The sequence below is a fragment of the Pseudoalteromonas sp. T1lg76 genome (assembly GCF_002964725.1).
In the GTDB taxonomy this organism is placed as follows: Bacteria; Pseudomonadota; Gammaproteobacteria; order Enterobacterales; family Alteromonadaceae; genus Pseudoalteromonas.
Map to the genome: position 1 here is coordinate 33,387 of NZ_PQCE01000007.1, position 22,788 is coordinate 56,174.

Sequence of the window (22,788 nt, forward strand, 5' to 3'; positions counted from 1 at the left end):
AGGCTAGGTCGCTAAGCCGTGGCTTAGCGCTCGCTTAGCTCAGGTACAGGGCGCGCTTCTGGGCCGACATAACCCGCACTTGGGCGGATAATACGGTTGTTAGCACGCTGCTCTTTCACGTGTGCAGTCCAGCCCGTTACGCGACTCATTACAAAGATAGGCGTAAACAATTTGGTTGGAATGCCCATAAAGTGATAGGCCGAAGCGTGGAAGAAATCGGCATTACAGAATAGCTTCTTCTCGCGCCACATCACTTCTTCACAACGTACAGACACAGGGTAAAGCACATCATCGCCTACCTCTTGAGCCAAACGCTCTGACCATTTTTTGATGATCACATTACGCGGATCGCTTTCACGGTAAATCGCATGACCGAAGCCCATGATCTTCTCTTTGCGCTCAAGCATGCCCATCAGCTCCTGCTCGGCTTCATCGGCATTGCTGAAACGCTCAATCAGTTCCATCGCCGCTTCGTTAGCACCACCGTGCAATGGACCACGCAGTGAACCGATAGCACCGGTTACGCATGAATGAATGTCAGACAGGGTTGACGCACATACGCGAGCGGTGAAGGTTGAGGCGTTAAACTCGTGCTCTGCATAGAGAATCAAAGACACATTCATCACGTCTGCAAACAACTGCGATGGCGCTTTGTCGTGTAACAGATGTAGGAAGTGAGCGCCCACCGAATCGTCATCGGTTTCAACGTCAATGCGCACGCCATCGTGGCTAAAGCGGTACCAGTAACAGATGATGCTTGGGAAAATAGCAACCATGCGATCGATGGCATCATTGGCCTGGTCGAAATCGGTTTCCATTTCCAGGTTACCCAGCATAGAACAGCCGGTACGCATCACATCCATTGGGTGCGCATCTTTTGGAATGGCTTCTAGCACTGTTTTAAGTGCCGCCGGTAGGCCGCGCAGTGATTTAAGCTTGGCTTTGTATTCAACCAATTCACCTGCGGTAGGTAGCTCACCGCGCGAAAGTAAAAAGGCCACTTCTTCGAACTGTACTTTATCCGCCAGCTCGCTGATGTCATAACCACAATAAGTCAGGCCTGAACCTGTTTTACCTACCGTACAAAGGGCTGTTTGACCCGCTTCTTGACCGCGCAGACCCGCGCCACCTAATGCTTTATCTACCATAATAATTCTCCTGAATTTTTCCTGTTGAAACTCGGTTACTTATTCTTGCCTTCGGCAAAAAGGGCATCGAGTTTTTGTTCGTATTCGTGATAGCCAAGATAATCGTACAGCTCCATACGAGTTTGCATGGTGTCTATTACGGCTTTTTGATCGCCGTTAGCCAGAATCGATTTGTATACGTTTTCTGCCGCCTTGTTCATGGCACGGAATGCCGACAATGGGTAAAGCACCATGTCCACACCCCACTCGCCTAGCTCTTTGCAGTTCCACAATTCGGTTTTACCGAACTCGGTGATGTTCGCAAGGATTGGCACGTCTAAGGCGTCGGCAAAGGCGCGGTAATGCTCTTCGGTTTGTACCGCTTCGGCAAAGATACCGTCGGCACCGGCGGCCACATAAGCCTTGGCACGTGCAATAGCGGCTTCTAAGCCTTCTTGGGCAAATGAGTCGGTACGAGCCATGATGAAGAAATCTGGGTCGGTACGGGCATCTACCGCCGCTTTAATACGGTCGACCATTTCTTCAACGGGAACGATTTCTTTATTTGGACGGTGACCACAGCGCTTTTGCGCCACCTGGTCTTCGATGTGCACCGCAGCGGCACCGGCTTTTTCCATATCGCGGATGGTCTTGGCAATGTTAAATGCACCGCCCCAACCCGTGTCGATATCCACCATTAGCGGTAAGTCGCAGGCCGAGGTAATACGCTGTACATCGGCAATCACATCGTTCAATGAAGTCATACCTAAGTCAGGCAGACCGTATGAGGCGTTGGCCACGCCACCACCGGACAGATAAATAGCCTGATGGCCTAGTTGTTTAGCCATCATGGCACAGTAAGCATTGATAGTGCCGACAATCTGCAATGGCTGATTGGCTGTTAATGCGTCTCTAAATTTTTTTCCTGCGGACATTGTAAACTCCTGCTCTGTGAACGGTTGCGGTTATTGCGCCGCGTTAAATTTATTTTCTATGTTATTCATTGAATAGCTGATATGTCGCTTCATCAACATCTCAGCCAATTCGCCATCACGATTTTCAATGGCGTTAATAATAGCCAAATGTTCGTCAAATGCTTTGGAAACTCGAGGGCCCGTCATCCCCATTTGCACTCGGTACATGCGAATAAGCTGATATAAATCGTGAATTAGCAAATTAAATAGGTGCTCGTTTTTTGAACCCTTAATGATGCGATAGTGAAAATCCAGGTCGCCAGCCTCTTGGTAATAGGACTCCCCCTCTTTCACTCGTTGCTCATTAAGATGCTTGTTTAACAAGGCTTTAATATTGGCAATTTCCTCGTCGCTCATGTTCTGCGCGGCAAGCCGACAGGCCAAACCTTCGAGGGCGGCACGCACCTGATACACCTCGATAAGGCGCTCCGGCGTCAAGGCCACCACGCGACAACCGACATTGGCTTTGCGCTCAACCAGGTTGCAGGCTTCTAAACGGTTTAAGGCATCGCGCAGGGTGGCGCGCGATACACCATAGCGTTTTGCCAATTCCGGCTCGGAAATTTTCGACCCCTGTGCCACGTCTCCCTCGACGATGGCGCGGCGCAGCTCCACAAAGACTTGGTCTACTGCGGTTGTCACCTGGTTTTGCGGTTCTATTGATTCATTAGTCACGGATTGATTGCTCACGCCTTTCTCAAATTGTCGACAATCTTGGCACCTACTATGGGAGAGGATGGGGATATTGTCAACCGTACGCCCCGCATTGTCGACATAAATCCTGTTTATACCGGCTAAAGTTAGCACTTTGTGTAAAATTAAAACAAAAATGTCGACACTTTAAAAACATCGGCATTCACTATGGTGATGCGATACACTATGCCTAGATTATTTGCCCGTCATTACCCTATCTATGAACATCAACACCTATATCCCTGATGCTTTTATTGAAGATGTTAAAAGCTATTTGCCCGATCACCTTGAACTAGAAGACTTTATTAACGCCTGCCAAACCCCGCTAAAACGCGCGGTGCGGGTTAATACGCTAAAGATGTCGACCGAAGAGTTTGAGCAAGTATGTAGTGAGCGCAACTGGCAAATAGTCCAGGTACCCTGGTGTGAAGAAGGTTATTGGTTAGAGCGTCCCGAGCAGGAAGAAGAGGCCCTGCCTTTGGGCAGAACCGATTTGCACTTAAGTGGCTGCATCTATGTACAAGAGGCCAGCTCCATGCTGCCACCCACCGCCTTGAAAGATGCCTTAGACAATGCCTTTGGCGTTACCCATACAGTACTGGATATGGCTGCGGCCCCGGGCAGTAAAACCTCACAGTTAGTGGCCATGCTTGATAATGAGGGCTTCTTAGTCGCCAACGAATATTCCTCGTCACGTTTAAAGGCACTGAGCGCTACCCTTAAACGCGTCGGCGCCCATAATGTTGGGCTCACGCATTTTGATGGCGCCGTATTTGGCGATTATATGCCGGAGATGTTCGACGCCATTTTATTGGATGCCCCATGCTCCGGCGAAGGCACGGTGCGTAAAGATGCCGATGCGTTAAAAAACTGGTCGTTGCAATCGAATATCGATATCGCCGAGGTACAGAAATCGCTGATCAAAAGTGCTTTCCATGCCCTTAAGGTTGGCGGCACCTTGGTTTATTCCACCTGTACTCTGACTCCGGTAGAAAATCAGACGGTGTGCCAGTACCTGCTCGACGAGTTTGATGGCTTAATCGAAGTAGAGCCGCTGAATGATTTGTTTACCGGCGCAGAAAAAGCGGCGACACAGGAAGGCTATCTGCATATCTGGCCACAGCTGTTCGACAGCGAAGGTTTCTTTATTGCCAAGTTTAAGAAAACCGGAGCCAAAGCGGTCAGCGAGCCGAAAAGTAAAAAAGGCACCTTCCCTTTTGCGCCAATGTCAGCGAAACAACTGCAAGAATTTATGCAGTATCTTAAAAAGCAGTTTGGGATAAAAGCCTTACCCGGCACCCTGTATGTCCGCGATAAAGAAGTATGGTTGTTCCCGGATGCAGAGAATGTGCAGTTGTTTGAGGCGGTTAAATACTCCCGCATCGGTATCTTGATCGGCACCACACACAAAAATGGCGTGCGTCTTGAACATGAATTTGGCAGTTGCCTAGGTAAACTAGCCAACAAAAACATCATTGAATTAACTGCCGAGCAAGGCGCCGACTACTTTAATGGCAAAGATGTGCGCCTAAGCGAGCCAAGTGCGGCTCAAGGCGAGGTGATCATCCGCTTAAATGGGGCCAGTGTCGGTCTTGGTAAGTGGCAGAAGAATAAAATAAAAAACTCCCTGGCTCGGGATCTGGTGCTGGATGGGCGGTTAATAACTTGGGTATAACTTGGGTATAAGGGGTATAAAAAAACACCAGTTATTTTTACAGTTTTTCACAAAGACCAGTAACACACTGTTTTAAATGCATTTTAATCTTGTTCATTTATTTCACTTTTTGCAGTGTGTTAACTACAATTAAGAAGACTTTCGCTTCTCCCGTACGAATGTGAACAGTTTATTTAGTTAGCGCACGGCTCATCAAGAGCCATTCCCCTAGGCCCAGGACAATGCGGATTCGTCCTGGGCGTTTTTTATTCCACTTTTAAATTTTCACAAGAAACTTCAAGCTGTTGCGAGAGATTCTTGCGGCGTTTCTGCGTCCTTAATCGAGTTCATATTCGGTGCAGCTGCCATCACTGTGTAGCAAGCGATAGCGACTCAGCTCGCCCTGCTCCAACTCAATCAGACTGATCGCTGCCTGGCTCACCAAATGCTTTTGCGGCCCCGTGGTGGTATCGTGCTTATCGACCTTCATTTGCCAACGTTTAGTAAACATATTCAAGGGGCTGCGCGGCGAATAGAGTATGGAGTCGAGCCTATCCAAAAAGTTAATCAGCTTACGAGGAAATTCATTTTTAATGCCACTGGCGGTCAGCTGCCAAATACGGTTATCACGCTCACCAAAGCGCGCCTTTACTGAAAAGCAAAAGGAGTAATGAACATCGCCGGAGAGAATAATGGTTTCTTCCGGTGTCTCTAAGCGCCGGAAGATATCGAGTAACTTTTTCGCTGAGCCCTCATGGGCCATCCAGTTTTCACAATCCACCATCAGCGGCTTGCCGCACAAGGTAAAGAGCGCCTGTATCGCCTCGATAGACTTAACCCCAAATACGGGGGCGGCAGAAACCAGCAAGACCTTGTCACATCCTTCCAAGGTGCTCTCCAGCTCGAGTAATCGCTCCCAGTCCAATAAGCCCGAGGGCTCATTAAAGTCCTGCTCATTACGCCATCTATGGGTGCGGGTATCGAGCACCACCACCTTAGGTACGGTGGGGAGCTCATAATGCCAGTAGTCGTAATGCAGTAAGGGCTTATACACGTCCTTCAAGTGCCAGTGATTCTCTCGCGAGGCGCTATTGAGCAAGGAGAAAAATGGCCAGTCCTGTTTCGCATCCGTGTTTCCCCAGCCCTGAAACAGAGCATACGCCAACATGGCATTACAAATAATGCCGCGGCTGGCGCCATGGGTATACACAGCTTGCTCCCAATTGGCGGTCAGGTTCCAGTCATCGGTAACGTCATGATCGTCGAAGATCATTAAGGTACTGGTCTGGGCCAACAGCCGCGCCACCCGAGCCTGACTGGCGGCAAATTTACGCAAATGCTCACGCTCGGCGCTAAACTGGGCATGCTGTGGGTGCTCGGCGGCAAGATCTAAGCGGGCAAAGTCGACCAATTGCCAACTCGCAGCGCTAAAGCTCAACAAGTACAGAGCAATAAACTCTTCAAAGTGGATTAAATGGTTGGCACTTTTAATGCTGCTAAAGTGCGCCTCGTCTTTGCGCAGCCAATAGCCGCTATGCCACTTTGACAGCTGCTGCCAAGGGGTTTTCGGAAGCAACTCGGCGCGCCTATAGAGCTCATCCACAACCTGCTCGCTCACAGCTAACAGTGGCGCCGATTCGGTGTAAATCCCCAGCTTAGCAATCAACTGATGAATCGCCATTAACATGGGACCCGCCACATCATCGGCATACACCTGATCACCAGAGAGCAGGAGCAGCTGCGGACGCTGAGTCTCACTGCCGTGCTCCATTGAGAGTGCCAGTAAGGCATCGGCTTGCACTAGGGCATCGTCACTATAATGATGGGGATTGCGACAAGAGCCGTGCAGCACTGAGTGTAATAGCTGGGGTATTAATAAGGTCGGGCTGGCTTGGCCTGGGTAGCAAAACGCATTTAAATCGATGCGCTCTAGGCCATCAAACAACTCGTAGGCAATGGCAAGATCGCTTACAAAGGTGCCGTTGACGGGCGTTATGGTCAGGTTGTAAAGGTATAAATGCTCGCCCAAGCGACACATATCCACCTGCTGATAAAGCTCGACCCCGCTGAGCTCTAATCTTGGGTTAATCGCCTTAGAGGTCGCCAGTTGCAGACGAATAAGCTCGGGCTCGGCGCGCCGTAGCAAAGGGCCAAGCAGCAGCAGAGGAAATTCTGTCACAATATTGGCCCCATCAATCCTTAACGCCTGTTGATACCGTTAAACAAACGATAAAAGTTATCCGTTGTTGCGCTGGCCAGCTCTTTATAACTCACCCCTTTGAGGTCGGCAATAAAGTAGGCCACATCCTGCACATAGGCCGGTTGATTGGTTTTACCCCGATGCGGCACCGGCGCTAAATAGGGTGAGTCGGTTTCAATAAGCAAGCGATCCAAAGGCACCTGTTTGACCACATCCCGCAATTGCTCTGCATTGCGGAAAGTGACTATACCTGAAATGGAAATATAAAAGCCTAGATCCATGGCCTTTTTAGCCATATCCAGGTCTTCGGTAAAGCAATGCAAGACGCCACCGCAGCGCTCAGCATTATGCTCACGCATCAAATTAATGGTGTCGGCTTTGGCATCTCGGGTATGAATGATCAGCGGTTTATTAAGCTCATTGGCCACCTGAATATGACCGACAAAGCTGTCTTGCTGCACCTGTTTGGTGTCGCCGCTGTAGTAGTAATCTAGCCCGGTTTCACCTATGGCAACCACCTTATCATGCACCGCCAAACGGCGCAGCAGGTCGATATCCAAGGCATCTTTTTGGTCTAAAGGATGCACACCGCAGGAAGCGGAAACATCATCAAAAGCGGCGATTTTTTCCAACATTTGTGGAAACTGCTGCAAGGTCACGCTGACACATAAGAAGTGTTCAACATCTTTGGCGCGTGCCTGAGCTAATACACTTGGCAAGTCTTGACCAAGCTTATCGAAATCCAACCTATCCAGGTGGCAGTGGGAGTCTACAATCATGTGTTACTGCAATATGAATGTAAGGCCGAAGGCCTTACATGGTGTACGTGGGATGTCCGGAGTTTAGCATGGTTCCGAGCTGCTTTTCGATTTTATCACGCAGATGCACTTTATCATCTACGAAGCCAATGCCGATACCCGGCGGGTTGGAGCTCTGAGCACCAATGGGCGTCACCCATACTACCTTGCCTGTTACCACCTCTTCTTCGAGGGAATTGGGTAGACTCACGCGCAGCGCCAAAGACTGACCCATTTCATAGCTCATGTTTGTGCGTACAAACAAACCACCGGTTTTTAGATAAGGCATATAACAACGATATAATTCGTCCAGATCGTCTAATTCTACAAGTAACTCTTGCACAACGGCTCCTTTGTTATCCTAATTCTTGCTTTAATACACGCAACAGCTTTGCCAGTGCTAAGGACATATTTAGCCCTGGGGTTTGCGTTACCTGCTCACTAAAGTGTTGTAATTGCCTATAACAGCGTTCAAAAGCCGTAAAGCTTAACCCCTGCTGAGACTTATGTAATAAAAACTGGCTGACGAACAGCCTAAAGATAGCAATATATTGTGAGTTTTGCGCCAAAATATCAACCAGCTTTTGTTCGTCACCCGCCAATTGCTGTTCATACAGCGCCTGGTATAAGGTTTGGATTTGCCCTAGTTCATCGTTTTCCTGCCATTGGCGTAATAACAAGGGCTGAGTTTTAAAATGTACGGCAAAGGGCTGCTGTATCGCCAACGAGGCATGATTCTGCAGCCAGGTATCCAAGGCTTCATTGTCCTGCACCGTGATCTGTTGCTTAGCACAGCGACTCAAGATGGTGGCCGATAAATTGGCGGTGCCTGGACTTAATAACCATAAATAACAATGATTATTGGGCTCTTCCAAGGTTTTCAGCAAGGCATTGCTCGCCGCTACCGTCATACGCTGGGCATTGGGAATAATCACGCATTTGGCGCCGCCTTGCTGGGCACTGTGTTGGATAAAGTCGCTGATCGCACGTATGGCATCCACGCCTATGCTGCTGCCATCGCCGCTGAGCATAAGTAAATCCGGATGGGTGCCAGCAGCGATTAGCTTACAGCCCTTACATTGGCCGCAGGGCTGCATCTGCAGCGGTTGTTCGCACAGTAGCGCCTGACTGAGCTGCTCGGCCAAGGCGCGTTTTCCCACACCTTCAGCGCCGTATAGCAGGTGGGCATGGTGCAATCGCCCTTGCTGCTGCTGTTGGGCATATTGTTGCTGTACTGTGCTAAGCCAGGGATACATTATTGCTCCGCAATAAAGGGCACAAGCACATCGGCAAGAGCCTGATGCACCTGCTCCATGCTTTGACTGGCATCGATAATATATATGCTGTCATCCGCATGCGCCAAAGCCAGATAACGCTCTCGGGTGCGGACAAAAAACGACAGGTCTTCTTGTTCGATGCGATCCAGCTCACCACGGCCTCGGGCACGTTCAAGGCCCAACGCCGGGTCGATATCCAGATACAAGGTCAAGTCCGGGCGCAGCCCGTCTAATACATATTTGCCAAGAAAACTCATCACCTCGGCGTCAACTTCTCGGCCACCGCCCTGATAGGCCTGAGACGATAAGTCATGGCGGTCGCCCAGCACCCAGGTGCCCTGTGTCAGGGCCGGGCGGATCACATTTTCCAGCAACTGAGAGCGCGCCGCATACATAAGCAGCAATTCGGTTTGGGTGCTGATTTGCTCACCCTGACATTCCTTTACCACACTGCGCAATTGCTCGGCCACAGGCGTACCGCCCGGCTCCCGCGTGGTGATAAAGTCAATGCCGGCATTCTTTAATAGCTCGGCACAGACCTTCATGGCGGTGGACTTGCCACTGCCTTCAAGGCCTTCAATCACAATAAACTTAGCTGTCATTTGATCTTCTTAACTGATACTGGCGCACGGCGCGGTTATGCTCCGCGAGTTGCTTGGAAAATTGATGACTGCCATCGCCTTTGGCGACGAAATAATAATAGTCCGACTGTGCCGGTTGCACAGCTGCTAAGAGCGCTTTGCGCGATGGCATGGCAATAGGCGTCGGCGGCAGGCCATGGATACGGTAGGTATTGTACGGCGTCGTCTGGCGTAAATGGGCACGGGTAATATTGCCATCGAAATCCGGACCGATCCCATAGATCACTGTGGGATCCGTTTGCAAACGCATACCCTTGTTTAAACGATTTACGAACACGGATGCAATCAAAGCGCGCTCGCCGGCCACACCGGTTTCCTTTTCAATAATAGACGCCAAGATCAAGGCTTCATAAGCGCTTTTCAGTGGCGTGCTCTCGTCACGTTGCTGCCAGATCTGGGCTAACTGCGATTCCATTTTATTGTAGGCGCGCATTAGGATCTGCTCGGCATCTTCATGAGCATGGTAATGATAGGTGTCGGGGAACAACTTGCCCTCGAAACGCTCATCCAGGGGCTGGTCGATAAAGCTATCGCCCCATTGCAATGGCGCGCTCACATATGCGGACTGGGCCAATCGTGCCAATACCTGACGCAGGTTGTCACCTTCGATAATGGTGAAGCTGAATTCATGCTCCTGACCCTGACTTATCTGTCTAAAGGCACCAAGCGCTGTGCCCGGTACCAACTGATACACGCCGGCTTTTAAATCGGTCAGAGTGGGATCGAGCTTGGCGAGCACCTGCAGCGGCCAACACTCTTCGACCCATTGTTTTTGCTGCCACTGACGGCATAACTGGTTGAAACCAGTGCCGCTTGGAATTTCAACTAATTGGGTGTGCTCAATATTAAAGGGCGCTAGCATGGCTTGACGCAATTGATAATATCCAGCAGAAGTAAGTACTAACGCCAGCAATACAACGCCGACAATGACCCTTATCATATCTTGATCCCTTGTTTTGCTAGCAGGCTATGAGCGACATCCAAATTAAAATCATGGTGAGCGATGCGGGTAATGGGCACCAAGCCCATCAGGCTATTACAGCAAAACACCGCATCCATCGACAATACCTGGGCCAAATTGAGCTGACAACTGATCACCGGCATACGCTCTTGCAGATGGGCTAAATACACGCCCTGCACTCCGGCCTGATCTAGGCTTGGTGTGTACCACTGCCCCTGCTTATACATCAGCAGATTTGCGCTGGATGTTTCTATCACCTTGTCTGTGGTGTCTAATACTAACAAATCGTCGCTGTTTTGCTGCGCCGCTTCTTGCTTGATAAAGACTTGCTCAAGACGATTGAGGGTTTTTAGACCGGCCAATAAAGGCTGTTGCGCTAACCGTGTTTTGGCCACTGAAAGACTCAGGCCTTTTTGCGCTATCTCTCGGTATGCATCGGGATAAGGCAACAAGCTAAGTATGCGCGTAGGCTGAACATCACTCGGAGGCGCATAACCTCGCCCACCACTGCCACGGGTGTAGAGCACCTTAAGCACCGCCGGCTCATCAAGGGCGTTTTCGCGGCTATTGAGCAGCTGCGCCACGTCCTGCTCAAGGGCGGCAAAATCCAAATCCCCAAAGCCTAAACAACGGGCACATTCACTTAGACGAGCACGGTGTAAGGGCCATAGTTGCACCTTGGCGTCGACCACTTTGGCCGTAGTAAAAAAACCATCACCGTAGTTTAAACCGCGGTCATTAATATCGATTAGGTGCCCCAGCTGGCCATTTATAATAGTTTTAGTCATAAAAAAAGCTCGGTCATAACCGAGCTTATGTTACCAGCTTAGTCCTAACTTGGTCTACGCTGGTAGGCAGTTGATTTCACTGTTAGATCTTTTTAAATAGCAGTGAGCCGTTAGTGCCACCGAAACCAAACGAGTTACACAGCGCATAGTCTAGTTTTACATCACGCGCAGTGTGGGCGATGTAATCCAGATCGCAGCCTTCATCCGGGTTATCCAGGTTGATGGTTGGTGATACTTTTTGGTCTTGTAGAGACAGTACCGTGATGATTGATTCTACCGAACCGGCAGCACCTAGCAGGTGACCCATCATAGACTTAGACGAGCCTACCATCACTTTGTCGGCAGCGGCGCCAAAGATGCTCTTAACCGCACTGGTTTCGGCCTTATCACCCGCAGGTGTTGAAGTACCGTGAGCATTGATGTAACCCACTTGCTCAGCATTGATGCCTGCATCTTTAATAGCGTTAGCCATAGCAAGTGCCGCACCGGCGCCGTCTTCTGGCGGCGAGGTCATATGATAAGCGTCACCACTCATACCGAAACCAACAAGCTCGGCATAAATCTTCGCACCACGTGCTTTGGCGTGTTCATACTCTTCAAGAACCACAACACCGGCACCGTCAGACAGTACAAAACCGTCACGGTCTTTATCCCAAGGGCGTGACGCCGCTTGCGGGTTGTCGGTTACGCGTTGACAAGGCACGCGCCGCACTGAAGCCACCCATGCCCATAGGCGTAGAGGCTTTCTCAGCACCACCGGCAACCATGGCATCCGCATCGCCGTAAGCGATCATTCGTGCCGCATGGCCAATGTTGTGCAGGCCGGTTGTACAGGCGGTAACGATAGAAATGTTCGGTCCACGCAGGCCCTTCATAATAGAAAGGTGACCTGAGATCATATTAATGATGGTTGACGGCACATAAAATGGCGACAACTTGCGCGGCCCAACATTTAAAAGTTTTTCATGGTTTTCTTCGATCAGTGTTAAACCACCGATCCCTGAGCCCACAGCAACACCAATACGGTCGGCATTGGCTTCGGTCACTTCCAAGCCTGAATCATCTAAGGCTTGAATACCAGCGGCGATACCATATTGGATAAACAAATCCATTTTCTTGGCATCTTTTTTCGCCATGTATGCTTCGGCATCAAAATCTTTGATTAAACCAGCAAATTTGGTACCAAAATCTGTTGTATCGAAATGGGTTATAGCACCTATGCCACTTTGACCATTCAATAAGCCCTGCCAGGTTGACGCTACATCATTACCCAGCGGCGTAAGCATACCTAAGCCAGTAACTACGACTCGACGTTTAGCCACGGTGTCCTCCAAAAAGGGAATAAAAGATGGGGGTCTCAGATAGACTAAGGGCAGCGGATGCTGCCCTTAAAAGAAATGCGTTGATTACTCAGCGTGAGCTGTAACGTAATCGATAGCAGCTTGAACTGTAGTGATCTTCTCAGCTTCTTCGTCTGGGATCTCAGTATCAAATTCTTCTTCTAGCGCCATTACTAGCTCAACAGTATCAAGAGAGTCCGCACCTAGATCATCAACGAAAGACGCTTCAGATTTTACTTCTTCTTCTTTAACACCTAGTTGCTCAACGATGATTTTCTTTACGCGTTCTTGGATGTCGCTCATTCTTCTTTCCTTTATTTAAACGCTACTGCGTTATTTTTTCAGATTGCGGCGTAGTTTACGCAGCATATTTGTCTGATTCAAGGATTTGCCCTGAGTTTTTTCTCTGGTCAAACCTGTATCAAAGTAAAGTTGCACTTTTATCGCCCATTTTCATAGCGATTTCAAGTATGTTTAAAGCAAGATCACAAAAACTTCAATCTTTTTAGTCGAGTTTTTGTGACCTTTTTTGGCCCCGATAGAGCCTTAAACCATATACATCGCGCCGTTAACGTGCAGAGTTTCGCCGGAAACGTACGCCGCGGCGTCAGACGCCAAATAGCATACAGCCGCTGCAATTTCATTCGGTTGACCAAGACGACCAGCCGGTACATTGGCAAGCGTTGCCGCCTTTTGCTCTTCGGTTAGCTCGTCTGTCATATCGGTTTGGATAAAGCCAGGAGCAACAACGTTCACCGTGATACCACGTGAGGCCACTTCACGAGCCAACGACTTAGAAAAACCAATTACGCCGGCTTTTGCAGCAGCATAGTTGGCCTGACCAGCGTTACCCATGGTGCCTACAACAGAACCTATGTTGATGATACGGCCCGACTTTTTCTTCATCATAGGACGCAATACGGCTTTTGACAGGCGGAAGATAGACGATAGGTTAGTATCGATAATATCCTGCCATTCGTCGTCTTTCATGCGCATTAGCAGATTATCGCGAGTGATACCGGCATTGTTTACCAATACATCTATGTCACCCAGATCTGCTTTAATCGCCGCCAAAGTTGCTTCGATTGACTCGGCATCGGTCACGTTTAGCTTATAACCCTTGCCGTTCTCACCAAGGTAAGCAGAGATCTTCTCAGCACCACCGTCGCTGGTTGCCGTGCCCGCAACTTTTGCGCCCTGCGCAACCAATTGCTCAGCAACTGCTTTACCAATACCACGGCTTGCACCTGTTACTAGGACTACCTTGCCCTCTAGGGAAAATAAATTTGCCATTTTTGTTCTCTTTTATTTAGCTGCTTCTGCGCTGGCACTGTCGTTAACAGCGCTGCAATCAAGGGTTTTATCAATTCGTTTTACCAGGCCGGTTAGAACCTTGCCAGGACCAAATTCAAAGGCCTGAGTAACGCCCATTTTAGCAATGGCTTGTACGGTTTCAGTCCAGCGAACTGGGCTGTAAAGCTGGCGTACCAAGGCATCTTTAATGGCTTCAACATCCTGCTCGGCAGCCACATCAACGTTGTTGATCACCGTGTATTGAGGCGCGTTTAGTGCTAAGGCGTCAAGGTCGCCTTTAAGCTGCTCGGCGGCAGGCTTCATCAGTTCACAGTGTGAAGGTACACTTACCGCAAGCGGCAGTGCACGCTTAGCTCCTGCTTCTTTACAGGCTTCGCTGGCGCGATCTACGGCTTCTTTATTGCCGGCGATCACCACCTGACCCGGTGAATTGTAGTTCACTGGCGCAACTACCTGGTCTTGGGCACTGTCGGCACAGGCTTTAGCAATTGCATCATCGTCAAGACCAATGATGGCCGCCATTGAACCTACACCAGCAGGTACTGCTTGCTGCATATATTGACCGCGCTTTTCAACCAGCTTAACGCCATCTGCCAGGCTCAGTACACCGGCACATACCAACGCCGAGTATTCGCCTAGACTGTGACCAGCCAATACCACTTCTTGCTCTACACCGCCTAGTTGTTGCCAGTGACGGAAAATAGCCACTGAAGAACACAATAACGCAGGTTGTGTACGGTGAGTTTGATTTAGCTCTTCTTCTGGACCATTAAGCACTAGCTCTGCCAAGTCATAGCCAAGGGCTTCTGATGCTTCTGCAAAGGTGGCTTTAACTACCTCAGACTCGCTCAGTAGCTCGGATAACATGCCAACGCTTTGTGAGCCTTGACCAGGAAATAATATTGCGATTTTTTCAGACATATGCTGCTCTTTCGTATTGTTTTAGCGATGTTCGCGAATTTTGGCAGGCATTAATGAGGAGGGAGTTTACGAGTTTTCTGCGCTCGTATCTGGCGTTGGCTCGTTCTCAGCAAAGGCCGCTTGAATCTTCTCGGGCAACTGTCGTTGCACTTCCTTAACAGCCTCATTAATTGCCGCTAGAAATGCACTTGCCGATGCATTTCCATGACTTTTAACCACTATACCGCGCAATCCTACCAAAGATGCGCCGTTATACTGGTCGGGGTTCACCTTTTTATAGATCTTTTTTATGACAGGCATAAGTAATAGCGCCAAGCCACGATAAAGCAAATGCTTTTTCAAGGCTTTAGTCATCTTATGCATGATCAGTTTTGCAATTCCTTCACAGGTTTTTAGTGCCACATTACCGACAAAACCTTCACAGACGATCACATCGGCCTTGCCACTGAAAATATCACTACCCTCGCTGTAACCCGTGTAGTTAATGCTGTTACAGCGCGTCATCAACTGAGCTGCCTCTTTGATACCCTCATGACCCTTAATGTCTTCGGAGCCGATATTGAGCAAGCTAACCTTAGGGTGTTCAATGTCTTGCACCTCGCGCGCCACCACAGCGCCCATGATCCCGAATTGATACAGGGTATTAGCATCGCAATGGACATTGGCGCCAAGATCCAATAAATAAACCGGTCGTTTTGTTTCTGTGGGTACCGAAGAGATCAGCGCCGGGCGTTTAATGCCGGGCAACATTTTCAGAACATAATGAGCAATGGCGAATAACGCCCCTGTGTTGCCGGAACTTACACAGGCCTGAGCTTCCCCAGATTTAACCAAATCAAGGGCCACACGCATAGACGCATCTTTTTTATTACGTAACGCATACGCGGGTTCATCGGCATTGGTGACGATTTGCGTACAATGTTTGATTTTTAAGCGTGGGTGCTGCAGCGCGTCTAAACGGGAAAGCTGCTCTTGAATTAGGGTTTCATTACCGCAGAGGATCAGGGTAAGTGAACTATGAAGATGGACCGCTTCAACTGCGGCTGGGATAGATGAACGGGGGCCGTAATCGCCCCCCATCATATCTAACGCAATGGTTAGACTGCGTTGCATAAAGCAATCTCTTACTTAGAAATTACTTTAACGCCTTTGTAGTAGCCGTCTGCAGTGATGTGGTGACGACGGTGAGTTTCACCAGTCACTTTATCAACTGTTAGAGCTGGACCACTGATCGCATCGTGTGAACGACGCATACCACGTCTTGCACGAGACTTCTTGCTTTTTTGTACCGCCATTAGCCTTCTCCTAAGAATCTTTCTTAAGTTGTTTCAAAATTTCAAATGGATTTGGTTTTTCATCTTCTTCGTCGATTTTACCAAAGCTTTTTTGTTGCTCTGAGTAACGACAAGATGCTTCGTCATGCATAGGCACGATAGGAATGGCCAAAATCAACTCGTCTTCAACTAATTGTCGAATGTTGACTTCTCCGTTCTCATCTAGCTCCACAAGATCGTAGTAATCAGGGAGATGATCTGACTCTGCACCCATGCCAACCGGCGTATACGCAAAGTCTTGTTCCAAATCCAACCCAAACTCTTCATTACAACGCTGACAAATAAGGGTGGCTCGGGCCTTTAAAGAACCACTTAGCACAGTTAAACCTTGTTCGTCCTGCTTGCAATGAATTTGTACCGCTACTTCACCACTTTTATCCAGCACAACTTGCTCGAATCGAGAAAGTTCTTCAAACATCACCACGCCATCATAACTTAGCTGACGCTGTGCTGCCCTGCCCGGATCAAGGGTGACGGGAATCTTCACCTTTTGCATAGGGGCTGCATCATATAGATAGTTATCATTAGAGTCAAAATAAAATTCGACTTTCCTTTTGTTTTTCGCCCGATTGCGCCGTATTCTAGAGCCGATATTTAACAATTCGATGATCGGGCAATGAAAACAGCTTTTATCTTAGCCTCAAGTTCGCCTTTTAGGCAGCAATTATTAAAAAAAATTATCCCTGAATTTCACCATTTTTCACCCGAAATTGACGAGTCAGCCAAAGCCGACGAAAAGCCGGAGCAACTGGTACGCCGTTTGGCTCTGGAAAAAGCCCAAACCGCGTGTAACTTGTATGACAAAGGGCTGGTGATTGGTTCAGATCAGGTGGCTCTGCACCAGGGGGATATACTTGGAAAACCCCACACCGTGGCCAAGGCCGAAGCGCAGCTGGCTCGTTTTAGCGGCGAAAAAGTCACCTTTTTAACCTCTTTAGCCCTGCTCGACATAGAAACGGGCAAAAATACGGTAATAGTCGAGCCATTTGAGGTTCATTTTCGCCATTTAAGTGCCGAGCAAATACGTCTTTATGTGGCCAAAGAGCAACCGCTTAATTGTGCCGGCAGCTTTAAAAGCGAAGGCTTAGGGATTTGTCTTTTTGAAGCCCTTAAGGGCGATGATCCCAATGCTCTAGTTGGCCTGCCTTTATTACGCCTTAACCAACTCTTGTTAGATTGGGGCATAGATCCGCTGGCGCTGTAACTGTGCCAGCACACCAGCACAAAAATGGCGCTTAAAATAGCGCCAATAATTCCCGATAACTGTTTACAGTCGCCTTGGGATTGAAGATTTCCAGTTCTTCCTTGGCATGCACACCAAAGGTCACGCCTATGCTGTCAACCCCAGCATTGGCTGCCAGTTGCATGTCGATTTGCGTATCCCCTATCATCACCGCCTGCTGTGGCGACAGTTGATAAAAATCAAGGATTTGCTCCAGCATCTGCGGATGCGGCTTAGATTGGGCCTCACAAGCAGTACGGGTTATATCAAAAAAATGCGCCAGACCGGTTTCACCCATTAATCTGTCTAAGCCCTTACGGCTTTTACCGGTTGCCACCGCCAAGGCATAACCTTTATTCTTTAGCGCCGTGAGCGTGCTTTCAACATCATCAAACAGCGGCGTTGGTGTGGTGTCAACGGCCAGATAATGGTGCTTATATTGCTCTTCAAGGGCCTGATGAAACTCGCTATGCTCGGGGAACAAGGTGGCCACCGCGGTATCTAGGCTTAGGCCTATGATATTCTTTGCGCTCACCGGGTCTGGCTCGGGCACGCTCAATGCGCGCGCCGCACTTTGCAGTGTCGCCACAATTTTCGGCACCGAGTCCATAATGGTGCCGTCCCAATCGAATATCAGCAGCTCTTTGTTATTGATTTTGCTCACGTAAGCGTCCTAAACAATGTTCCAATGCCGCATCTAAAGGCGCTTCCAGAGCCAAGGTAGTTTCCGTTTGCGGATGGAAAAAGCGCAGCTCACGAGCGTGCAAGAATAAGCGGTTTAAGCCCTGAGCACGCATTTGCGCATCAAAAGCTTGATCGCCATATTTATCATCACAGGCGATAGGATGACCCTTACACTGAGTATGCACACGAATTTGGTGAGTACGCCCGGTCACAGGTGATGCCTGCACCAAGGAGCAATTTTCAAAACGCTCCAGAACGCGAAAACGCGTATGGGAGGCTTTACCGCGCTCATGGTCAACACGCACCACGCGCTCACCGGATTGCAGGGTATTTTTATTTAGCGGCTCATTCACATTACGCACCTTGGCATCCCACTGCCCGGCTACTAAGGCCCAGTAGTTCTTCTCCATGGTTTTTTCGCGCAATTGCTCGTGCAGAGACTTCAAGACCGAGCGTTTTTTCGAGATAAGCAGACAGCCCGAGGTATCTCGGTCTAAGCGGTGCACCAGCTCCAGGTTTCTGTCATTGGGGCGCAGCGCACGCAATGCTTCGATAAGACCAAAACTCAAGCCACTACCACCGTGCACAGCCATACCGGCAGGCTTGTTGATAACAATAAGATATTTGTCTTCAAACAAGATGGCATCTTCGAGCTTACTCACCTTATCTAAATTGGTCGGTATAGGCTGCTCGCTGCGCTCGGCCACCTTAATCGGCGGAATACGTACAGTATCACCCGCTTGTAATTTATACACAGGCTTGACACGTTTTTTATTCACCCGCACCTCGCCTTTGCGCAAAATACGGTATACCGCACTTTTTGGCACCCCTTTGAGTTTGGTTATCAAAAAGTTATCTATGCGTTGTCCGCTGTAGTCTTCATCAACGGTTACAAAGCAAACCTGGGTGCCAATTGTCTCTTTCATTACCTAATCACTGATTTGAGTCATAATTTAGTTGCTTATGCTGAGGTTTTAGTGGGATAATCGCCCTTGTAAAACCTGTGCATAACACAAGATTTTACATCACCTTTGGTTTTAACCAAAACTTGCGTGCAACACATTCTGGGAATGGCGATCATACAGATTCGAGCTCGTATTTCCACAGCTTTATCACCCAGAAACCACGTGAATGCAGTGACAAACAATGCGCGTAATAGATTGTTTGTTTGGCTGCGACCGCAAGTGGTGATTAGCCCAACGGGGTAATAATAGGAAACGAAGAATAGAACATTAGGTCTTTTGCGCACGATTCAGCATTAAATAGAACGTCAGCGAACGGCCTGTAATTAAACAAAATCATAATGCTATCGACCACCATTTGGTGTAACGGTAAACGACTATTGCCTTGTGCGTCGCCTGTCAGCCCCTAGCTGAGGGCATAAACTTAGATGTGGTGTAGTGGCTCAAAATTACTGCCAAACCACTCCAAGGTAGATTTAAAACGTTAAGCTTTTTCGTTAAAAGCCCAGTCGTGAGACTGTACCTAAGACACAAAGAAGAGCGCCGAACGACCCAAATCAGGTCGGGCACTATGTAAAGAATTTAAGAGTAACAATATGAAACGCATGCTAATCAATGCGACGCAGCAAGAAGAAATGCGCGTAGCACTGGTTGATGGCCAGCGCCTGTACGATCTAGACATCGAAAGCCCTGGACACGAACAAAAGAAAGCAAACATCTACAAGGGTAAAATTACCCGTATCGAACCTTCACTTGAAGCCGCTTTTGTTGACTACGGCGCCGAACGCCATGGCTTCTTACCACTGAAAGAAATTGCCCGCACTTACTTCCCTAGCGGTTATACCTTCAGCGGCCGTCCTAATATCAAGGATGTGATCCGTGAAGGTCAGGAAGTGATCGTCCAGGTTGATAAAGAAGAACGTGGCCAAAAAGGCGCTGCGCTAACCACCTTTATCAGTGTTGCCGGTAGCTACCTGGTGCTTATGCCAAATAACCCTCGTGCTGGCGGTATTTCTCGTCGTATCGAAGGGGATGAGCGCGCCGAGCTTAAAGAAGCGCTAAGCCGCCTGGACCTGCCTAAAGGCATGGGCCTGATTGTTCGCACCGCAGGTGTAGGCAAATCATACGAAGAGCTTGACTACGACTTAAAAGCGCTTCTGGTACATTGGCAGGCGATTAAAGATGCAGCCGACAGCGGCAAGGCACCTTTCTTAATTCACCAGGAAAGCAACGTTATTTTCCGCGCTATTCGTGACTATCTACGTCGCGATATCGGTGAAATCCTAATCGACAAGCCGCGCGTATTCGAAGAAGCAAAAGCCCATATCGAACGCTTCCGCCCAGACTTTATGAATCGCGTGAAGCTGTACCAAAACGATGTGCCCCTGTTTACGCATTATCAAATTGAAAGCCAAATTGAGTCGGCCTTCCAACGCGAAGTACGTCTGCCTTCTGGTGGTTCAATCGTTATTGACCCGACGGAAGCACTGACCTCTATCGATATCAACTCATCAAAAGCGACAAAAGGTAGCGATATTGAGGAAACCGCACTTAATACCAACTTGGAAGCCGCCGATGAAATCGCCCGCCAGTTACGCCTGCGTGACCTGGGTGGTTTGATTGTTATCGACTTTATCGATATGACGCCGCCGCGCCATCAACGTGAAGTAGAAAACCGCCTTAAAGATGCGGCACGTCAAGACCGTGCCCGCGTGCAGATCGGCAAAATTTCTCGTTTTGGCCTGTTGGAAATGTCACGTCAGCGCCTGCGCCCTTCACTGGGTGAAGCGAGCCAAGGCAGCTGCCCACGTTGTAGTGGCCAAGGTACCATTCGTTCAAACGAGTCTATCGCCTTGTCTATCTTGCGCTTAATCGAAGAAGAAGCGATCAAGGACAATACCGCTCAGGTTAATGCTCAGGTACCAGTTGCCGTTGGCGCCTACCTGCTCAACGAAAAGCGCCGCAGCGTGCAGCGCATTGAAAAACGACACAACTGTGATGTGGTGATCATTCCTAATCAACATATGGAAACACCGCATTACGAAGTCGTACGTTTACGCAAAGACGAGACCCTAGAAGCAGCAAGCTACGAGCAAATCATTGAGCCGGAGCCGGAAGCAATTGAGTACTCACGTGCGCCGGCTATGCCACAACGTGAAGAGCCTGTGCTTAAAGGCGTAGTCATGCCACACGAGCCTGCACCTGTTGCTCAGCCTAAAGCGGCCGGCCCTCAAGCCAAAGCGCCTGCACAACTAGGCCTGCTTGAGCGCATCGGCAAATGGCTTAAAGGTCTGTTCGGCGGCGAAGAGCAAAAAGAGCAAGATAAAAAGTCAGGTCAAGAAGAGCAAAAAGAGCGCCGCTCTGGTGAACGTCGTCGCAATAACCAGCGTCGTCGCAGCAATCAGTCGCGTAACCGTGGTAAAGGCCCGCAGCAAAAAGGCGGTGAAAAGCCAGAAGCTGAGAAGAGCGAAAGCAACGAGCAAAATCGCAGCGATGAGCGCGGCGGCCAACGTGGTGGTCAGCGCAGCAACGAGCGTGATGATAATCGTAGCTCGGATAACCGCAATAAACGCCGTCGTTCGCAAAACCGTCGTCGCGATAACCGCAACGATAACGAGGAAGTGCGCAAAGAAGCGGTTGTTGAAGCTCAAGAAGAGCAACAACAAGAGCAAGATCAAAAGCCTAAGCAGCGCCGTCAGCGACGTAATCTTCGTAAGAAGGTACGTGTGTCAAATCAGACAGAGCAAACGCTTACAACCGAAACAGCAACGCCTGTGGTTGAGCCTGCAGTAGATGCTCAAGAGCAACAAGCAGCGCCAGTTATTGCAGCAACTCAAGAAGTTGCCGTGCAAGAACAGCAAGCTGATGCAGCACAAGAAAAGGCTTCACCAAAAGCTGAATCTAAGCCTGCACCTAAGGCAGAGCCAAAAGCAGAGCCAGCCGCTCAGGTGGAAAACGCCAACGCTGAGACGCAAGAAGGTGAAGAGCAAGCCGAGGGTGAAAAAGAAGGCCGCACTCGCAGCCGTCGTTCACCACGCCACCTGCGCGCCGCCGGTCAACGTCGTCGCCGTGAAAAGTAAGAAGGCGAAGTGGAAAAGGCTGCCTTTATTCCGGTAGCGGATCAAGCCATGGCGGAAGAAGCGAAGCAAGATACTGTACCTGCAGAGCAGACAGCCGAGCAGTCGGTAGAAACGCCAGTGGAACAAGTAGCCGTTGAAGCTGCTCCAGCACCAAGCCAAGAGAGCCCAGAGCCTCAAGCCGAAGTGGTTGCAGAAACTGTTGAGCCACAAGCTGAAGAAGCGGTTGTTGAAACGCCTGCGACTAGCAGCGAAGAGCCAGCGGTAGAAGTTATCGCCGAGCAAGATGAAGCGAAACCAGCTGAAGCTGAAGTTGAAGCTCAGGTTGAAACACTTGCTGAGACTTCCGTCGAAACTGCTGTCGAGACTGCCGTCGAGACAGTTGTTGAAACACCAGCCGAGCCTGTTCAGGAGGAAAAGGTTGAAGTTGTAGCTGAAGAAGCACCTGTTGCGGAAACTGCAGAAGCCCCACAAGTTGAAGCAGAGGTTACAGCAACGGTCGAGCCAGCAGCTAAAGCCGTACGCGCAATCGGTCATGCCTCTGCGCCTATGACACAGCCGGTAACCCCAGCCATGCAACCTCTGGGTGAATTGCCACAGCCAATGCCTGCAGAGCAGCGTGCAGCCGTGGTCAACAGTGGCTTGAAGCCAGGGTCAGTTGCACCTGTACACCATGCATTCTGTGGCGCGGCGACACCAAAAGCCCCACAGATTGCCGCTGAGCCGGTGCCTGAAGTAGCTCAGGCTGATGCCGAGTAATTAAGGTAAACGCAAAAAGCCGCTGATTTCAGCGGCTTTTTTTATGTCTTTTATATTCCTAAG

20 protein-coding genes and 2 pseudogenes are annotated in these 22,788 nt (G+C 49.4%); 3 read left to right on the forward strand and 19 right to left on the reverse strand.

Annotated elements, in window-relative coordinates:
- Window positions 1-23: 23 nt before the first annotated feature.
- From prpC to C2M35_RS02805, 3 genes are read right to left on the reverse strand one after another with little or no spacing between them, the layout of a single operon-like run.
- A complete protein-coding gene (gene prpC / locus C2M35_RS02795; RefSeq protein ID WP_105264559.1) occupies window positions 24-1,148 on the reverse strand; it encodes a bifunctional 2-methylcitrate synthase/citrate synthase in 1,125 nt (374 codons plus the stop codon).
- Between the two features lie 35 nt (window positions 1,149-1,183).
- A complete protein-coding gene (gene prpB, locus C2M35_RS02800) occupies window positions 1,184-2,062 on the reverse strand; it encodes a methylisocitrate lyase (protein WP_105200460.1) in 879 nt (292 codons plus the stop codon).
- Window positions 2,063-2,092: 30 nt separating this feature from the next.
- Window positions 2,093-2,791, reverse strand: coding sequence for a GntR family transcriptional regulator (locus tag C2M35_RS02805; protein ID WP_233999554.1), 699 nt, complete (start codon window positions 2,789-2,791; stop codon window positions 2,093-2,095).
- A 223-nt stretch (window positions 2,792-3,014) separates the two neighbouring features.
- Between C2M35_RS02805 and rsmF the strand changes: the two genes are divergently transcribed.
- The gene (gene rsmF / locus C2M35_RS02810; protein ID WP_105264560.1) at window positions 3,015-4,469 is read left to right on the forward strand and encodes a 16S rRNA (cytosine(1407)-C(5))-methyltransferase RsmF; all 1,455 of its coding nucleotides are present in this window, start codon (window positions 3,015-3,017) and stop codon (window positions 4,467-4,469) included.
- Window positions 4,470-4,785: 316 nt separating this feature from the next.
- Here rsmF and C2M35_RS02815 read toward each other — a convergent pair whose 3' ends face one another.
- The 14 genes and pseudogenes from C2M35_RS02815 to yceD all read right to left on the reverse strand — a co-directional run bounded on the left by C2M35_RS02815 (window position 4,786) and on the right by yceD (window position 16,517).
- Window positions 4,786-6,627 (reverse strand): alkaline phosphatase D family protein, encoded by a 1,842-nt coding sequence (locus tag C2M35_RS02815; protein ID WP_234000014.1) that lies wholly within the window; start codon window positions 6,625-6,627, stop codon window positions 4,786-4,788.
- Between the two features lie 20 nt (window positions 6,628-6,647).
- Window positions 6,648-7,427: a TatD family hydrolase gene (locus tag C2M35_RS02820; RefSeq protein WP_105200463.1), complete on the reverse strand. Its 780-nt coding sequence runs from the start codon at window positions 7,425-7,427 to the stop codon at window positions 6,648-6,650.
- Window positions 7,428-7,461: 34 nt separating this feature from the next.
- A complete protein-coding gene (locus C2M35_RS02825; protein WP_105200464.1) occupies window positions 7,462-7,788 on the reverse strand; it encodes a PilZ domain-containing protein in 327 nt (108 codons plus the stop codon).
- Between the two features lie 13 nt (window positions 7,789-7,801).
- Complete coding sequence (gene holB / locus C2M35_RS02830; protein ID WP_105258415.1) at window positions 7,802-8,701, reverse strand: DNA polymerase III subunit delta'; 900 nt, start codon at window positions 8,699-8,701, stop codon at window positions 7,802-7,804.
- Window positions 8,701-9,324, reverse strand: a complete 624-nt coding sequence (gene tmk, locus C2M35_RS02835) for a dTMP kinase (RefSeq protein WP_105200466.1) — start codon at window positions 9,322-9,324, stop codon at window positions 8,701-8,703. Before tmk ends, holB begins: the two co-directional genes overlap by 1 nt.
- On the reverse strand, window positions 9,314-10,303 hold the full coding sequence (gene mltG / locus C2M35_RS02840; protein WP_105264562.1) for an endolytic transglycosylase MltG: 990 nt from the start codon (window positions 10,301-10,303) through the stop codon (window positions 9,314-9,316). Before mltG ends, tmk begins: the two co-directional genes overlap by 11 nt.
- A complete protein-coding gene (gene pabC, locus C2M35_RS02845) occupies window positions 10,300-11,112 on the reverse strand; it encodes an aminodeoxychorismate lyase (RefSeq protein WP_105264563.1) in 813 nt (270 codons plus the stop codon). The genes mltG and pabC overlap by 4 nt, the downstream gene beginning before the upstream one ends.
- Window positions 11,113-11,194: 82 nt before the next feature.
- Window positions 11,195-12,434 (reverse strand): annotated as a pseudogene (gene fabF / locus C2M35_RS02850) (beta-ketoacyl-ACP synthase II).
- Between the two features lie 84 nt (window positions 12,435-12,518).
- Window positions 12,519-12,755 carry an acyl carrier protein gene (gene acpP, locus C2M35_RS02855; RefSeq protein ID WP_010374019.1) on the reverse strand — a complete coding sequence of 79 codons (237 nt, stop codon included), beginning with the start codon at window positions 12,753-12,755 and terminating at the stop codon, window positions 12,519-12,521.
- Between the two features lie 243 nt (window positions 12,756-12,998).
- On the reverse strand, window positions 12,999-13,745 hold the full coding sequence (gene fabG / locus C2M35_RS02860; protein WP_105200470.1) for a 3-oxoacyl-ACP reductase FabG: 747 nt from the start codon (window positions 13,743-13,745) through the stop codon (window positions 12,999-13,001).
- A 12-nt stretch (window positions 13,746-13,757) separates the two neighbouring features.
- Window positions 13,758-14,687: an ACP S-malonyltransferase gene (fabD, locus tag C2M35_RS02865; protein WP_105264564.1), complete on the reverse strand. Its 930-nt coding sequence runs from the start codon at window positions 14,685-14,687 to the stop codon at window positions 13,758-13,760.
- A gap of 66 nt (window positions 14,688-14,753) precedes the next feature.
- The gene (gene plsX / locus C2M35_RS02870) at window positions 14,754-15,800 is read right to left on the reverse strand and encodes a phosphate acyltransferase PlsX (RefSeq protein ID WP_105264565.1); all 1,047 of its coding nucleotides are present in this window, start codon (window positions 15,798-15,800) and stop codon (window positions 14,754-14,756) included.
- 11 nt (window positions 15,801-15,811) lie between these two features.
- Window positions 15,812-15,982, reverse strand: a complete 171-nt coding sequence (rpmF, locus tag C2M35_RS02875; protein ID WP_105190738.1) for a 50S ribosomal protein L32 — start codon at window positions 15,980-15,982, stop codon at window positions 15,812-15,814.
- 10 nt (window positions 15,983-15,992) lie between these two features.
- The gene (gene yceD / locus C2M35_RS02880) at window positions 15,993-16,517 is read right to left on the reverse strand and encodes a 23S rRNA accumulation protein YceD (RefSeq protein WP_105215446.1); all 525 of its coding nucleotides are present in this window, start codon (window positions 16,515-16,517) and stop codon (window positions 15,993-15,995) included.
- Between the two features lie 120 nt (window positions 16,518-16,637).
- On the opposite strand from yceD, the gene C2M35_RS02885 reads away from it, so the two are divergent.
- Window positions 16,638-17,225 (forward strand): Maf family protein, encoded by a 588-nt coding sequence (locus tag C2M35_RS02885; RefSeq protein ID WP_105200474.1) that lies wholly within the window; start codon window positions 16,638-16,640, stop codon window positions 17,223-17,225.
- A gap of 31 nt (window positions 17,226-17,256) precedes the next feature.
- Here C2M35_RS02885 and C2M35_RS02890 read toward each other — a convergent pair whose 3' ends face one another.
- Together C2M35_RS02890 and rluC are read right to left on the reverse strand one after the other, a co-directional pair.
- Window positions 17,257-17,907, reverse strand: a complete 651-nt coding sequence (locus C2M35_RS02890) for an HAD-IA family hydrolase (RefSeq protein WP_325034831.1) — start codon at window positions 17,905-17,907, stop codon at window positions 17,257-17,259.
- Window positions 17,891-18,853, reverse strand: coding sequence for a 23S rRNA pseudouridine(955/2504/2580) synthase RluC (gene rluC, locus C2M35_RS02895; RefSeq protein WP_105200475.1), 963 nt, complete (start codon window positions 18,851-18,853; stop codon window positions 17,891-17,893). Before rluC ends, C2M35_RS02890 begins: the two co-directional genes overlap by 17 nt.
- Window positions 18,854-19,485: 632 nt before the next feature.
- Here rluC and rne point away from each other — a divergent pair.
- Window positions 19,486-22,725 (forward strand): annotated as a pseudogene (gene rne / locus C2M35_RS02900) (ribonuclease E).
- Window positions 22,726-22,788 lie beyond the last annotated feature (63 nt).